Raw genomic sequence first — 14,503 nt, forward strand, 5'->3', positions numbered from 1 at the left:
AAGCCAGCTCCCACACAAGCCAGCTCCCATAGGGGCTACGGCATTCAGATCAGGCCGAACAGCTCTTTGGGCATGTAGGCAAAGTACGCCAGGCGTGGAATCACCCAGCTTTGCAGCAGCTGAATCACGATAAACGCAAAGATCGGCGAGATATCCAGGCCACCCAGGTTCGGGATCAGGCGACGGAAGGGTGCCAGCACCGGTTCGGTGATCTGAGCCACCAGTTCGGCACCCGGGCTACGGCTGCCGGGTGCGACCCACGACAGGATCACGCTGATGATCATCGACCAGAAAATGATCTTCAGGAACAGCGAGAAAATACCGATCAGGCCCCACGGCAACAGCAGCACGGTGAACGCCTGGTAGCCGTTGAGCATCAGGATCACCACGAACAGCAGGATCTGCAGCAGCAACGCCAGCACCAGCGACGACATGTCCAGGCCGAACAGGCTCGGGATCACCCGGCGCAGTGGCTTGAGCAGCGGTTGGGTGGCCTTGACTACGAACTGGCACAACGGGTTGTAGAAGTTCGCCCGCACCAGTTGCAGGATAAAGCGCATCAGCACGATCAGCAGGTACAGGCTGCCCAAGGTCTGAATGATGAAAATGGCAGCGTCATTGATTCCGAGCATGTTTGATTACCTTGGTAAGGGACGACTATTTGCCCAGTTGCTCAGCCATCTCGGCCGAACGATGTGCCGCGGCACCCAGTGCTTTTTCCACCAGGACCTCAAAGCCCCCGGCCTGGAACGATTCAATGGCGGCTTGCGTGGTGCCGCCCGGCGACGTTACCCGCCGGCGCAGTTCGGCGGCATCGACATCGCTGCCGACAGCCATTTTCGCGGCGCCCAGGGCCGTTTGCTCAGCCAGTTGTTCGGCAACCTCGTGGGGCAGGCCCAGCTTGACGCCAGCGGCGGTCATGGCCTCGATCAACAGGAAGAAGTAGGCCGGGCCGCTGCCGGAAACGGCGGTGACCGCATCCAGTTGCTGCTCCTGCTCCAGCCATACGGCAAGGCCCACCGCAGACAGCAACTCCTGAGCCTGGTCACGCTGCTGCGCGCTGACTTCAGCGGTGGCGTACAAACCGCTTACGCCCTGGCGCAGCAACGCTGGGGTATTGGGCATGCAACGTACGATCGGCTGGTCACCGAGCCAGGCTTTCATGCTGGCACAGGTGATGCCGGCGGCAATGGACACCACCAATTGATGCGGCTGCAGGCTTGGGCGCAGGCTTTCGCACACGGCCTTCATGGCCTGGGGCTTGACCGCCAGCACGATCACATCGACGCCGTGGATGGCTTCGGCGTTATCGGCAAAGGTTTCAATGCCGTGTTCGGCGCTGACCCGTTCGCGGGTTTCGTCACCCGGGTCGCTGGCGCGGATCTGTTCGGCGTCCAGGCCCTTGGCCCGCAGGCCACCGATCAGGCTGGCCGCCATGTTACCGGCGCCGATAAAGGCAATACGCGTGTTGCTCATGACAGGTCCTTATTTTCGAGGGAAGTCAGCCATTTTGCGGCTGGCTGTAGTCGCGGGCGCCAAACAGGGCGGTACCGATCCGCACCCAGGTGGCGCCTTGGGCGATGGCCGACTCAAGGTCATGGCTCATGCCCATGGAAAGTGTGTCCAGCGCCAGGTTCAAGCTGGCTTGCAGGTCGCGTACGCTGGCAAACGCCGCATCCTGTGCGGCCCGGTCTTCAGTCGGCTCGGGGATCGCCATCAGGCCGCGCAGCTTCAAGCGCGGCAGGGCGCTGATCGCGTTGGCCAGGGCTGGCAGGTCGGCCGGCGTACAGCCGGATTTGCTGGCCTCGCCACTGACATTGACCTGGATGCAGATATTCAGCGGCGGCAGGTCGGCCGGGCGTTGTTCGGACAGGCGTTGTGCGATTTTCAGGCGGTCCACGGAATGCACCCAAGCGAAGTTCTCGGCGATGGCGCGAGTCTTGTTCGATTGAATGGGGCCGATGAAGTGCCAACTCAAGGGCAGGTCGGTTAAATCCGCCTGTTTGCCCAAGGCTTCCTGCAGGTAGTTCTCGCCAAAATCGCGCATCCCGGCGGCATAGGCGTCGCGCACGGCTTGTGCGGGTTTGGTCTTGCTCACGGCCAGCAGGTGGATGCTGCTTGCGTCACGTTGCACGGCGTCGGCTGCGGCGCGGATGCGCTGGCTAACCAGGCCGATGTTGTCTGCTATCGTCGACATTCAAGATGCGCCCGTGGATATGGAGTCCGCGGCATTCTACTGGAAATGGAAAGCCCTATGGATATCACGCAATTGCTGACGGCCAGCGTAAGCCGTGGCGCCTGTGACCTGCATTTGTCGGCCGGCCTGGCGCCGATGGTGCGAGTCGATGGCGAGGTCTGGCCGATGGATGAGCCGGTGCTTAGCGCAGCGCAACTGGTCGATCTGGTGAGCCCTTTGTTGAATAAACACCAACAAAAGGATTTCGAAACATCTCTTGAAACGGATTTTGCCTTCGAATTGCCGGGAGTCGCACGCTTTCGGGCGAACGTGTTCCGCCAGAATCGCGGTATAGGCGCGGTGTTTCGTGCCATCCCGACCGAGGTCCAGAGCCTGGAAGACCTTGGGTTGGGCGAGGTATTCCAGCGTATGGCTCAGTTCCCCCGTGGCCTGGTGCTGGTCACCGGGCCTACGGGTTCGGGCAAGTCCACGACGCTGGCGGCGATGATCGATTATCTGAACCGGCACCGGCGCCAGCACATCCTCACGCTTGAAGACCCCATCGAATTTATCCACAGGCCGAAACTGGCCCTGATCACCCAACGCCAGGTGCACCGCGACACCCACAGCTTCTGCGTGGCCCTGCGCTCGGCCCTGAGGGAAGACCCTGATGTGATCCTGGTAGGCGAATTGCGCGACCTGGAAACCATCCGCCTGGCCTTGACGGCAGCTGAGACCGGGCACCTGGTGTTTGGCACCCTGCACACTTCATCGGCTGCAAAGACTGTAGACAGGCTGGTGGACGTCTTCCCGGCCGGGGAAAAGGCCATGGTCCGCTCGATGTTGTCGGAGTCGTTGCAGGCGGTGGTGTCTCAGGTACTGGTGAAGAAGGTCGGCGGCGGCCGTGTGGCCGCCCATGAAATCATGCTGGGCACGCCGGCGATTCGCAATCTGATCCGTGAGGACAAGGTGGCGCAGATGGTTTCGGCAATTCAGACCGGTGGCGCGTTGGGGATGAAGACCCTGGATATGAGTTTGAAGGCGTTGGTCGGCGCGGGGCTGGTCAGCCGGGAAGAAGCGCGGGAGAAGGCGAGGGTGCCTGCAGATATCTAAAACGCACAGATACTCATGTGGGAGCTGGCTTGCCTGCGATAGCGGGCTGTCAGGCGCTCTCTCTGCCAACTGACACACCGTCATCGCAGGCAAGCCAGCTCCCACATTTGATTGCATTTCAAATGGGGAGCTTCAGTGGCGCCTGGCTTAGCGCTGCACGATCCGCAGGTTGCTGTTCTGCTCTTTAGGCAGCACACGCTTGGCAATCACGTAGTTCTTGTCCCAGAACGGCTTTTTCAGCGTGTCGATGCTCACCGACTTGCCACGACGCGGCGCGTGGATAAAACGGTCGTTGCCCAAGTAGATGGCAACGTGATTGACCTGGCGGCTCTTGAGCTTGAAGAACAACAAGTCGCCGGGCTTCAGGTCTTTGCGATCAACCTTCAAGCCGTGACCAGCCGCCATGGCGTTGGAGGTGCGCGGCAAATCCACGGCTTTTACATCGTTGAATGCATATTTCACCAGGCCGCTGCAGTCGAACCCTTTACTTGGGCTGCTACCGCCCCAACGATAAGGAGTACCCAGCACGTTGACGGCACGGCTGAGGACGTTGCTGCTTTGCTTGGTGTTGACAGCCATCAGGCCGGGTGTTGCTTTACCGTGTGCCTTGCTCAGTTGAGTCGGGCGGTTGACGGTCAGCTTTACCGATTTGGCCTTGGTGGTTGTGCTGTGGACTTTAGGGGTGAAACCATTGACGTTCGGAAGTCGTTGCTCACGATTGGTGGCGTGGGCGGCCAGTGGCATTAATAGGCAGATGGTCAGCCATGTCTTGAAAAATGGTCGCATTAGGCGTGGCTCTTATGGGTTTGCGCGCAACTTTATAACAGCTTTTTGTGTCGTTCTCAGGCCGTTTGTCGACTGAACCTTGGGGTCAAATCCAGGAAAAACGCGACGAATTGCCGCAATTGTCCTACACAAGTCAGGTGGCATAAGGCTTTGAGGACAGGAAGATACCATTTGCCGTACGTCGGGCGCTCGTAAAAAAGTCACAAAGAAAATGAAAAAATTTATCTATCGAAGCAAAAGAGGTACTCCATGAACACCTATCAACAGGTTGGTCAGCAGCAAGATACCCATAGCAAGGTGATCGGTTACCTGCTGTGGATTTTCGGTTTTACCGGGGCGCATCGCTTTTATTACGGCAAACCCGTGACCGGCACGATCTGGTTTTTTACCTTCGGCCTGCTGGGCATTGGTTGGTTGATCGACGTATTCCTCATCCCGGCCATGGACCGTGAAGCCGACCTGCGTTTTACCGCCGGGCCTATCGAATACAACGTCGCGTGGATCCTGTTGGCGTTCCTGGGCCTGTTCGGTGTGCACCGTATGTACCAGGGCAAATGGATCACCGGCCTGATCTACCTGCTGACCGGCGGTTTGTTCCTGATTGGGGTGCTGTATGACTTCTGGACGTTGAATACGCAGATCTCGATCCGCAATGCCGAGCGCAATAACGGCCGCTGATCTCTCGGCCCTATAGAGAACAAAATGTGGGAGGGAGCAAGCCCCCTCCCACATTTTTTACTGCGCTCACTCTAGACCGGTTTCAGGCCTGGTAAGTGATCCGCCCATCCATCAAGGTGTACCGCACCGTCGCCGGCAGGCTGTGGCCAATGAACGGGCAGTTTTCACCCTTGGACAACCAATGCTCCCCTGCCACCGTCGAGCTGCCCAGGTCAAACAGCACCAGGTCCGCTGGCGAACCGACTTCAAGCTTGCCCGCCGGCAAGCGCAGTGCGTCGGCCGGGCCGGCGCTCAGGCGGGCCAATAGCGTCGGCAGGTCGAGCAAGCCGTCTTCCACCAAGGTCATTGCCAATGGCAACAACAACTCCACGCTACTGATACCCGGCTCGGTCGCGCCAAATGGCGCCAACTTGGCGTCACGCTCGTGAGGCTGGTGATGGCTGGAAATCGCTGACACCACCCCCGACTTCACCGCCGCACGCAAACCGTCACGGTCGGCCTTGGTACGCAGGGGAGGCTGCACGTGATACAGGCTGGAGAAGTCGATCAGCGCCTCATCCGTCAGGATCAATTGGTACAGCGCCACATCCGCCGTCACCGGCAAGCCACGGGCCTGGGCCTGGGCGATCAGGGCAACGCCGCGGGCGCTGGTCAGCTGGCTGAAGTGTGCGCGTACGCCGCTTTGCTCCACCAGCAACAGGTCACGGGCCAGGGCCACGGTTTCGGCGGTTTCCGGGATGCCCGGCAGGCCGAGGAAGCTGGCGACTGCCCCTTCATGGGCCAGGCCGCCTTCGGCCAGGTCGCGGTCCTGGGAGTGGAAGATCACCGTCAGGTCGAAGGTGGCCGCGTATTCCAGGGCACGGCACAGCGTGCGGGTGCTGCGAAAACTTTCCAGGCCGTTGCTGAAGGCCACGCAACCGGCATCGCGCAGTGCGATCAGTTCGGCCAGTTGTTCGCCATCCAGGCCTTTGCTCAAGGCGCCGACGGGAAACACCTTGCAATTGCCGGCTTCACGGGCGCGGTCCAGGATCAGCTCGGTCACCGCCGAAGTGTCCAGCACCGGCTTGGTGTTCGGCGGGCAGCACAGGCTGGTCACGCCACCGGCCGCAGCGGCCTGGGTTTCGCTGTTGATATTGCCTTTGCGGCTGTAGCCCGGCTCGCGCAGGGCGACGTTCAGGTCTACCAGCCCGGGCGCGGCCACCAGGCCCTTGGCGTCGATGCTTTCGATGGCGTTGAAGCCGGCAGGTGCGGCGCCAATGGCGATGATCTTGCCGGCATCCAGATAAAGATCGGTAACTTGGTCCAGGCCACTGGCTGGATCGATGACTCGGGCGCCGAGAATGCTGAGCTTCACTGGGCCTGCTCCTGCTCGAATTGACGTTGCGCGGTCTGCCCGCTCATGGCCATGGACAGCACGGCCATGCGTACCGCGATGCCGTAGGTCACTTGGTTCAAGATCACCGACTGCGGGCCATCGGCCACCGCCGACTCAATCTCCACCCCGCGGTTGATCGGCCCCGGGTGCATCACGATGGCATCCGGCTTGGCCCCGGCCAAACGTGCGGTGGTCAGGCCGAACAGGCGGTAGAACTCGCCTTCGCTGGGCAGCAAGCCACCAGCCATGCGCTCGCGTTGCAGGCGCAGCATGATCACCACGTCCACATCCTTGAGGCCCTCGGCCATGTCGGTGTAGACCTTCACGCCATACTGTTCGATGCCGATGGGCAGCAGGGTTTTCGGCGCGATCACGCGGATATCCGGGCAGCCCAGGGCTTTGAGGGCCAGCATGTTCGAGCGTGCTACACGGGAGTGCAGGATGTCGCCGACGATGGCCACCGAGAGGTTTTCAAAGCTGCCCTTGTGCCGACGGATGGTGAGCATGTCGAGCATGCCCTGGGTCGGGTGGGCGTGGCGGCCGTCGCCGCCGTTGATGACTGCTACCTGCGGGCACACATGCTCGGCGATGAAGTGCGCGGCGCCGGAGTCGCCGTGGCGGACCACGAACATGTCAGCAGCCATGGCTTCGAGGTTGCGCAGGGTGTCGAGCAGGGTCTCGCCCTTGCTCGCCGACGAGGTGGACACGTTCAGCGTGATCACGTCGGCCGATAGCCGCTGGGCTGCCAGTTCAAAGGTGGTGCGGGTGCGGGTGGAGTTCTCGAAGAACACATTGCAGATGGTCTTGCCGCGCAGCAGCGGGACCTTCTTCACCGCGCGGCCGCCGACTTCAAGGAACGAGTCGGCGGTGTCGAGGATTTCGGTGAGCAGTTCGCGGGGCAAACCGTCGAGGGACAAGAAATGTTGCAACTGGCCCTGAGCATTGAGCTGCAGCGGGCGCTTGGCATCTAGAGGCGTCATCGCGGGGACTCTGTACAAGGCGGTTTAAAGGGCAAGGTCTTGCAGTTCGAGTTCGAGCGGCGTGGGACCGGACAATTTTACCCGCTGCCGGGCTTGCAAAGACAGTGTTGCACCTACGACATCCGGGCTGATCGGCAATTCGCCAGCATCCAGGTCCAGCAGGCAGACCAACGTAATGCTGGCCGGGCGGCCGTAATCGAACAGTTCGTTCATGGCGGCGCGTATGGTACGGCCGCTCATCAGGACGTCATCGATCAGGATCAGGTGCTGGCCCTCAACCTCGAATGGCAGGGCCGAAGGTTGCACCTGTGGGTGCAGGCCGTTCTGGCTGAAGTCGTCGCGGTAGAAGGACACGTCCAGCGTACCCAGGGGCGAATCGCTGCCCAGTTCTTCCAGTAACGCCTGGGCTACCCAGACACCGCCGGTGCGGATGCCGATAAAGCGCGGTTCGCTGATGCCGCGGTGTTCCAGGTGCGCCTTGAGGCGTAATGCCATCTGGCTGATCAGTTCGGCGGGATTGGGCAGGCTCATGGGGGCTCCTTTTTAAGTGTGTAGGGGCAAGCTTGCTCGCGAAAAACTCATGGGTACCGCGTTCATCCAGCCTTCACGCGGTATCGTTAACGTTCTTCGCGGGCAAGCCCGCTCCCACAGGATCGCGGCGGGTCAGGATTCAAATAAAGCGGTGTTTTCATCCAGCCAACCCTGCAACAGCAAGGCGGCGGCGATGGCGTCCACGGGGTTGTCGCGGTAACTGCCCTTCTGCCCGCCGCGGTCACGGCGCTCACCCTTGGCTTCAAAGGTGGTCAGGCGCTCATCGTGGGTATAGAAGGGCAGGTTGTAGCGGCCATTGAGGCGGCGCGCGAACTTTTCGGCGCGCAGGCACATGTCGCTGGGGGTGCCATCCATGTTCAGAGGCAGGCCGACCACCACAGCGTCGGGCTTCCACTCTTTGATAAGGGCTTCAACCTGGTTCCAGTCCGGTATGCCGTTCTGGGCCTTCAAGGTGCACAGCTCGCGGGCCTGGCCGGTAATAACCTGGCCGACCGCTACGCCGATCTGTTTAGTGCCGTAGTCAAAACCCAGGATCAGACGCAAGGCCATCAGGCGTGCCCCGCCTGGCTGGTCAACAGGCTGAGGTTGACCCGCAGCTTGGCGGCGGCAGCATCAAGGCGCAGTTCGCTGGCGGTGTTGAACAGGATGTCGGCGTCGAACGGGCAGGTCAGCCAGGCATTGCTCGCCAGCTCGGCCTCCAGTTGCCCGGCTTCCCAACCGGCGTAGCCCAGGGTAATCAGGCTTTGCTCAGGGCCGACGCCATCGGCGATCGCGAACAACACGTCCTGAGACGTGGACAGTGACACGCCCTCAAGATCCACCGTGGCCTGGTATTGCGGCCCGGTGGGGTGCAACACAAAGCCGCGATCGGTCTGCACCGGCCCGCCGATATAGATCGGCACATCCTGGCAGCGGGTCGGTGGGTCGAGTTCCGGGCGCAATTGCTCAAGGATATCGGCCAGGCTCAGCTCCTGTGGACGGTTGACCACCAGCCCCATGGCACCATTGGCCGTGTGCTCGACGATGTAGGTCAAGGTCTGCGCAAAGTTCGGGTCGGCCATATGGGGCATGGCGATCAGGAATTGGTGCTTGAGGTAGGTCGGGCTGACGTTTTTCATGTCCGCTAGTGTGGCGTTGGAGGGGCGAACTGACAAGTGTAGGAGCGGTGTCAGTTGCTGGACAGCCGGTCGCCCTTGGCAAACTTCCAGGTGCGGATGATTTCCAGGCGGTCCACGTCATTCAAGTCGCCGCTGAACGGCGCAAAAGGCGCGGCCAGGCGCACGATGCGCTGGGCGGCCTGGTCCAGCAGCGGTTGGCCGGAGGACTCCAGCACCTGCACTTCATAGAGCGAACCGTCACGGTTGATCGATACCAGCAAGCGCAAGTTGCCATAAATCTGCTGACGCCGGGCTTCGTCCGGGTAATTGAGGTTGCCGATGCGCTCGACCTTCTTGCGCCACTCGTCCTTATACCAGGCGCCTTTGTCGCGCATGGTCGACGCGGCGTTCAGGCGGTAGATGCGCGGGCGCTTGGCATACAGCTGTTGTTCGTGGGCCAGTTCGGCTTCCAGGCTGGAAATTTCGTCGGACAGCGTCGAACTGTCGAAGGTTGGCGCGGGCTTCACCGGCTCGGGCTTGGGTTCAGTCCTGGTTTTTTCGCGCTGGGTCGGGGCCTTTTGCGGCTTGGGCGCAACGGTGGTCACGGCGGCCTTGGGCGTTGCCTGCTTGACCTCGGGCTTGGGCACCGGCGGCGGGGTGACCTTATTGACCTTGTTGTCCTGGAAGGGCGCTACTTCAGTGGTCTTGGGCACGGCTTTCTTGTCGAGCGTACCGCTGCCCTGCTGGTTGTCCTGGGCAAGAAAGTCGGCCTTTTCGGGCTTCTTCTCACTTTTGAACGTAGCGAGGGTGATTTCCAGGGTCTTGGTGATCTGCTTGGGCTCGACCATGGTGAAGCCCACGCCCAGCAACAAGGCGAGGTGAATCAGCGCAGCGAGAAACAGGGTAAATCCGAGCCGATCAGCCGGGCGCACGCCTCTGTGGGTGAGTTCTGGGGGCAGATCGGACGGGAGTGTCATGACAAGAAAACCAACATCGCGCGTTTCACAGGTGGCGCATGATAACGCAATGTTGGTGTGTGTCCGGCTGTTCTATGTCACTTGGCTTGTAGCTTGCGCTCAATGGCGGCCATCAGCATTTCGCCGATGTTCGTGCCAAATGCATTGTCGATCTCGCGAATACAGGTAGGGCTGGTGACGTTGATTTCCGTGAGGTTCTCACCAATTACGTCGAGTCCGACAAACAGCAGACCTTTTTCGCGCAGGGTCGGGCCAACTTGAGCGGCGATCCAGCGGTCCTTGTCCGACAACGGCCGTGCTTCACCACGACCACCGGCCGCCAGGTTGCCACGGGTCTCGCCCGCTGCCGGGATGCGCGCCAGGCAGTAGTCCACCGGCTCGCCGTCGATCATCAGGATGCGCTTGTCGCCATCCTTGATCGCCGGCAGGTAAGCCTGGCCCATGATCTGCTGGGTGCCCAGCGCAGTCAGGGTTTCGAGGATCACCGACAGGTTCGGGTCGCCAGCGCGGTGGCGGAAGATCGAAGTGCCGCCCATGCCGTCCAGCGGTTTGAGGATCACATCGCCATGCTTGGCAGCGAATTCACGCAGTACATCGGCGCGGCGGCTGACCACGGTCGGCGGCGTGCACTGCGGGAACAGGGTGGCAAACAGCTTTTCATTGCAGTCGCGCAGGCTCTGCGGCTTGTTGACGATCAACACGCCGGCGCGTTCGGCCTGCTCCAGCAAGTAGGTGGAGTACACAAACTCCATGTCGAACGGCGGATCCTTGCGCATCAGGATCACATCGAGGTCGCTCAGGGGGCTGTCGATTTCATCCGAAAGCTCGAACCATTTCTCGGGGTTGGCGAATACCTGCAACGGACGCATCCGCGCCCGCGCCTCGCCGTCGCCCTGGTACAGGTCGCGCTGTTCCATATAGAACAACGTCCAGCCGCGGGCCTGGGCGGCCAGGAGCATGGCCAGCGAGCTGTCCTTTTTATAGGAAATGCTGGCGATAGGGTCCATGACAATGCCGACGCGAACGCTCATGGGGGGTTTCCTCTAGCAAATTAGGGCGCATAAAAGTGGCGTCAGAGTGGCGCTGTGGTTGTTGTGGGTCAAGGAAAAACCACCGGGTGGGTGCCTCGATAGATTGCGCCCGGAGACTGTGCTAAAAAGACTGCCACGGCGTAGCAGCCCTTGAATTCCAAGGCTTGCGGCGCTCATCCTGTGCAACATCAGGCAGTACACACCGAAAACCGATTCGCTGTGGCGATGGTAGAGCAGATATGGAACAGCATTCCAACGCCTTGAGAGTGATGGTGATCGACGATTCGAAAACGATCCGCCGCACCGCCGAGACACTGTTGAAGAACATGGGGTGCGAGGTCATCACCGCCATCGACGGTTTCGATGCCCTGGCGCGGATTGTGGATCATCACCCGCACATTATCTTTGTCGACATCATGATGCCGCGCCTGGATGGCTACCAGACCTGCGCCCTGGTGAAGAACAACCCGGCGTTCAAGGCGATCCCGGTGATCATGTTGTCCTCCAGGGATGGCCTGTTCGACAAGGCCAAGGGGCGCATCGTGGGTGTCGATCAATTTTTGACCAAGCCTTTCAGCAAGGAAGAACTGCTGGGTGCGATCAAGGCCTATGTGCCTGCCTTCGCCGCAGTAGAACAAGCACACTGACGCCACCTCACAAGGGCCGGCGCCGACCAATGTAGTGGGGAAAACCATGGCACGTGTTCTGATCGTCGACGACTCGCCGACCGAAATGTACAAACTGACCGGCATGCTGGAAAAGCACGGCCATCAAGTCCTGAAAGCCGAAAACGGCGCGGACGGCGTAGCGCTGGCTCGTCAGGAAAAGCCCGACGCCGTGTTGATGGACATCGTGATGCCGGGCCTCAACGGCTTCCAGGCCACCCGCCAGTTGTCCAAGGAGCCGGAAACCAACGGTATTCCGATCATCATCATCACCACCAAGGACCAGGAAACCGACAAGATCTGGGGTGCACGCCAGGGCGCCAAGGATTACCTGACCAAGCCGGTGGACGAAGACACACTGATCGCCACCCTGAACAAGGTACTGGCCGGCTAAAGGCTCGCGATCATGACCGAGTCGCAAACCGCCTTCGAGCTGCTGCTGGACATCGACCGCCGTTGCCGCCTGCTGGCCGCCGACCTGCCGTCCCAGGAAACCCGCCTGCAACGCTGGAGCGGTATCGGCTTTCGCCTGGGGCCACACTGGTACGTGGCGCCCATGGGCGAGGTCGCCGAGGTGTTGCATGAACCGCGCTGCACCTTGATGCCGGGGGTCAAACCCTGGGTCAAGGGCGTGGCCAACCTGCGCGGGCGCTTGCTGCCGGTGCTGGACCTGGGCGGTTTCCTTGGCCTTGAGTTATCCAAGGCGCGCAAGCAAAGGCGGGTGCTGGTCGTGGAGTTCAATGACGTGTTTGTCGGGCTGCTGGTAGACGAAGTGGTCGGTATGCAGCACTTCCCATTGGATGCCTGGATGGCCAGCACCGCGTCCGGCGCGCCGTTTATCCAGGGCCAGTTCGACGGCGACCCGCAGTGGCAAGTCTTCAGCCCCTTCGCCCTGGCCCAGGCCCCTGGCTTCATGGATGTCGCCGCATGAGCACCGTTACTACGCCCAAACCCCAGGCCGCTTCGCGCAGCCGTTCGCAGATCATTGTGCTGTTTATCGCCTTGATCGTGTTCATCATGTTGCTGTTCGCCAACTTTGCGTACCTCAACACCCAGTCCACCTACGACAAGCAGTACATCGGCCACGCCGGTGAGCTGCGCGTGCTGTCCCAGCGCATTGCCAAGAACGCCACCGAAGCCGCCGCCGGCAAGGCCGCCGCGTTCAAGCTGCTGGGCGAGGCGCGCAACGATTTTGCCCAGCGCTGGGGCTACCTGAAAAAGGGTGATCCGCAAACCGGCTTGCCCGCCGCACCCAGCGCGGTGCGCGCCGAAATGCGTGCCGTGCAGACCGACTGGGAAGCGCTGCTGAAAAACACCGATGCGATCCTCGCCAGCGAGCAGACCGTTCTGTCCCTGCACCAGGTGGCTGCGACCCTGGCCGAAACCGTGCCGCAACTGCAAATGGAGTCGGAAAAAGTCGTCGATATCCTGCTGCAACGCGGCGCCCCGGCCAGCCAGGTGGCGTTGGCCCAGCGCCAGTCGCTGCTGGCCGAACGGATCCTGGGGGCGGTCAACACCGTGCTTGCGGGCGATGAAACCGCCGTGCAGGCCGCCGATGCCTTCGGTCGCGACGCCAACCGTTTTGGCGTGGTGCTCAACGGTATGCTCAACGGCAACCCCGGGCTGCGTATCACTCAGGTCGAAGACTCTGACGCCCGTACGCGGCTGGTGGAGATTGCCGAGCTGTTCGAGTTTGTCTCAGGCTCCGTGGATGAAATCCTCGAAACCTCGCCGCAGTTATTCCAGGTGCGGGCTTCGGCGAGCCATATCTTCAACCTGTCGCAAACCCTGCTCGATGAAGCCTCGCACCTGGCCACCGGTTTTGAAAACCTCGCCGGCGGGCGCAGTTTCGACACCATCGGCGGCTATCTGCTGGGCCTGCTGGCGCTGGCCTCGATCATCCTGATCGGCTTGGTGATGGTGCGCGAGACCAACCGCCAACTGCGTGAAACCGCCGAGAAGAACGAGCGCAATCAGAACGCGATCATGCGCCTGCTGGATGAAATCGAAGACCTGGCCGACGGCGACCTCACTGTCACCGCCTCGGTTACCGAAGACTTCACCGGCACCATCGCCGATTCGATCAACTATTCCGTGGATCAATTGCGTGACCTGGTCGCCACCATCAACCTGACGGCCGGGCAAGTCGCCGGTGCGGTGCAAGACACTCAGGCCACCGCCATGCACCTGGCCCAGGCGTCGGAACATCAAGCGCAGCAGATTGCCGAAGCGTCTACCGCGATCAACCAGATGGCGCAGTCGATCGACCAGGTATCGGCCAACGCCGCCGAGTCCTCAGCGGTGGCAGAGCGCTCGGTTGAGATCGCCAACAAAGGCAACGAGGTGGTGCACAACACCATCCATGGCATGGACAACATTCGCGAACAGATCCAGGACACCGCCAAGCGCATCAAGCGCCTGGGCGAGTCATCCCAGGAAATTGGCGACATCGTCAGCCTGATCGACGACATTGCCGACCAGACCAATATCCTCGCCCTCAACGCCGCGATCCAGGCCAGCATGGCAGGCGATGCCGGGCGCGGTTTTGCGGTGGTGGCCGATGAGGTGCAACGCCTGGCCGAGCGCTCGTCGGCGGCCACCCGGCAGATCGAAACTCTGGTGCGGGCGATCCAGGCCGACACCAACGAAGCAGTGATCTCCATGGAGCAGACCACCACCGAGGTGGTGCGCGGCGCACGCCTGGCCCAGGATGCCGGGGTCGCGCTGGAAGAGATCGAAGGCGTGTCGAAAACCCTGGCGGCGCTGATCCAGAGCATTTCCAATGCGGCGCAGCAGCAGACGTCTTCGGCCGGGCAGATTTCCCTGACCATGAATGTGATCCAGCAGATCACCACACAGACGTCGTCGGGGTCGACCGCGACCGCCGAGAGCATTGGTAACCTGGCGAAGATGGCCAGTCAGTTGCGCAGGTCGGTGTCGGGTTTCACCTTGCCGCCACCCAAGCAGGTGGACGATTGAAATACGACCTGAAGAACGCAACAGTCCAATTGTGGGAGCTGGCTTGCCTGCGATAGCGGTCTGTCAAATACAGATGTATTGCTGACCCACCGCT

Annotated in this window: 17 protein-coding genes; 6 read left to right on the forward strand and 11 right to left on the reverse strand. The window is 61.2% G+C overall.

The window, feature by feature from the left end; all coding sequences use genetic code 11:
• Positions 1–44 precede the first annotated feature (44 nt).
• The 3 genes from E4O97_RS11535 to E4O97_RS11545 are packed head-to-tail and all read right to left on the reverse strand — an operon-like array spanning position 45 to position 2,197.
• Positions 45–632, reverse strand: coding sequence for a YggT family protein (locus tag E4O97_RS11535; RefSeq protein ID WP_003195087.1), 588 nt, complete (start codon positions 630–632; stop codon positions 45–47).
• Positions 633–657: 25 nt separating this feature from the next.
• Positions 658–1,476 (reverse strand): pyrroline-5-carboxylate reductase, encoded by an 819-nt coding sequence (gene proC, locus E4O97_RS11540; protein WP_216090434.1) that lies wholly within the window; start codon positions 1,474–1,476, stop codon positions 658–660.
• Positions 1,477–1,501: 25 nt separating this feature from the next.
• Positions 1,502–2,197, reverse strand: a complete 696-nt coding sequence (locus tag E4O97_RS11545; RefSeq protein WP_005792267.1) for a YggS family pyridoxal phosphate-dependent enzyme — start codon at positions 2,195–2,197, stop codon at positions 1,502–1,504.
• 57 nt (positions 2,198–2,254) lie between these two features.
• Between E4O97_RS11545 and E4O97_RS11550 the strand changes: the two genes are divergently transcribed.
• A complete protein-coding gene (locus E4O97_RS11550) occupies positions 2,255–3,289 on the forward strand; it encodes a type IV pilus twitching motility protein PilT (RefSeq protein ID WP_032878931.1) in 1,035 nt (344 codons plus the stop codon).
• 147 nt (positions 3,290–3,436) lie between these two features.
• Here the strand turns inward: E4O97_RS11550 and E4O97_RS11555 are convergent, their stop codons facing one another.
• A complete protein-coding gene (locus tag E4O97_RS11555; protein ID WP_005792265.1) occupies positions 3,437–4,075 on the reverse strand; it encodes a C40 family peptidase in 639 nt (212 codons plus the stop codon).
• 249 nt (positions 4,076–4,324) lie between these two features.
• Between E4O97_RS11555 and E4O97_RS11560 the strand changes: the two genes are divergently transcribed.
• Entirely contained in the window at positions 4,325–4,753 is a 429-nt protein-coding gene (locus tag E4O97_RS11560; RefSeq protein WP_032878933.1) for a TM2 domain-containing protein, read from the forward strand.
• Between the two features lie 82 nt (positions 4,754–4,835).
• Here the strand turns inward: E4O97_RS11560 and E4O97_RS11565 are convergent, their stop codons facing one another.
• The 7 genes from E4O97_RS11565 to gshB all read right to left on the reverse strand — a co-directional run bounded on the left by E4O97_RS11565 (position 4,836) and on the right by gshB (position 10,765).
• Positions 4,836–6,107, reverse strand: coding sequence for a dihydroorotase (locus tag E4O97_RS11565; RefSeq protein WP_148854564.1), 1,272 nt, complete (start codon positions 6,105–6,107; stop codon positions 4,836–4,838).
• Complete coding sequence (locus E4O97_RS11570) at positions 6,104–7,108, reverse strand: aspartate carbamoyltransferase catalytic subunit (protein ID WP_032878936.1); 1,005 nt, start codon at positions 7,106–7,108, stop codon at positions 6,104–6,106. The genes E4O97_RS11565 and E4O97_RS11570 overlap by 4 nt, the downstream gene beginning before the upstream one ends.
• Before the next feature lie 24 nt (positions 7,109–7,132).
• Positions 7,133–7,639: a bifunctional pyr operon transcriptional regulator/uracil phosphoribosyltransferase PyrR gene (gene pyrR, locus E4O97_RS11575; RefSeq protein ID WP_005792260.1), complete on the reverse strand. Its 507-nt coding sequence runs from the start codon at positions 7,637–7,639 to the stop codon at positions 7,133–7,135.
• Between the two features lie 132 nt (positions 7,640–7,771).
• Positions 7,772–8,209 (reverse strand): Holliday junction resolvase RuvX, encoded by a 438-nt coding sequence (ruvX, locus tag E4O97_RS11580; RefSeq protein WP_005792259.1) that lies wholly within the window; start codon positions 8,207–8,209, stop codon positions 7,772–7,774.
• A complete protein-coding gene (locus E4O97_RS11585) occupies positions 8,209–8,778 on the reverse strand; it encodes a YqgE/AlgH family protein (protein WP_005792257.1) in 570 nt (189 codons plus the stop codon). The genes ruvX and E4O97_RS11585 overlap by 1 nt, the downstream gene beginning before the upstream one ends.
• Before the next feature lie 50 nt (positions 8,779–8,828).
• Positions 8,829–9,734 carry an energy transducer TonB gene (locus tag E4O97_RS11590; RefSeq protein ID WP_032878937.1) on the reverse strand — a complete coding sequence of 302 codons (906 nt, stop codon included), beginning with the start codon at positions 9,732–9,734 and terminating at the stop codon, positions 8,829–8,831.
• A gap of 77 nt (positions 9,735–9,811) precedes the next feature.
• Positions 9,812–10,765, reverse strand: a complete 954-nt coding sequence (gshB, locus tag E4O97_RS11595) for a glutathione synthase (protein ID WP_005792255.1) — start codon at positions 10,763–10,765, stop codon at positions 9,812–9,814.
• 239 nt (positions 10,766–11,004) lie between these two features.
• On the opposite strand from gshB, the gene pilG reads away from it, so the two are divergent.
• From pilG to E4O97_RS11615, 4 genes are read left to right on the forward strand one after another with little or no spacing between them, the layout of a single operon-like run.
• The gene (gene pilG, locus E4O97_RS11600; protein WP_005792254.1) at positions 11,005–11,412 is read left to right on the forward strand and encodes a twitching motility response regulator PilG; all 408 of its coding nucleotides are present in this window, start codon (positions 11,005–11,007) and stop codon (positions 11,410–11,412) included.
• 46 nt (positions 11,413–11,458) lie between these two features.
• On the forward strand, positions 11,459–11,824 hold the full coding sequence (gene pilH, locus E4O97_RS11605; RefSeq protein WP_003234583.1) for a twitching motility response regulator PilH: 366 nt from the start codon (positions 11,459–11,461) through the stop codon (positions 11,822–11,824).
• Between the two features lie 12 nt (positions 11,825–11,836).
• Positions 11,837–12,361: a chemotaxis protein CheW gene (locus E4O97_RS11610; RefSeq protein ID WP_032878938.1), complete on the forward strand. Its 525-nt coding sequence runs from the start codon at positions 11,837–11,839 to the stop codon at positions 12,359–12,361.
• A complete protein-coding gene (locus E4O97_RS11615) occupies positions 12,358–14,409 on the forward strand; it encodes a methyl-accepting chemotaxis protein (protein ID WP_248161379.1) in 2,052 nt (683 codons plus the stop codon). The genes E4O97_RS11610 and E4O97_RS11615 overlap by 4 nt, the downstream gene beginning before the upstream one ends.
• Positions 14,410–14,503: the final 94 nt, after the last annotated feature.

Origin of the sequence: Pseudomonas sp. W15Feb34, from assembly GCF_023127765.1 — a bacterium.
GTDB lineage: Bacteria > Pseudomonadota > Gammaproteobacteria > Pseudomonadales > Pseudomonadaceae > Aquipseudomonas > Aquipseudomonas synxantha_A.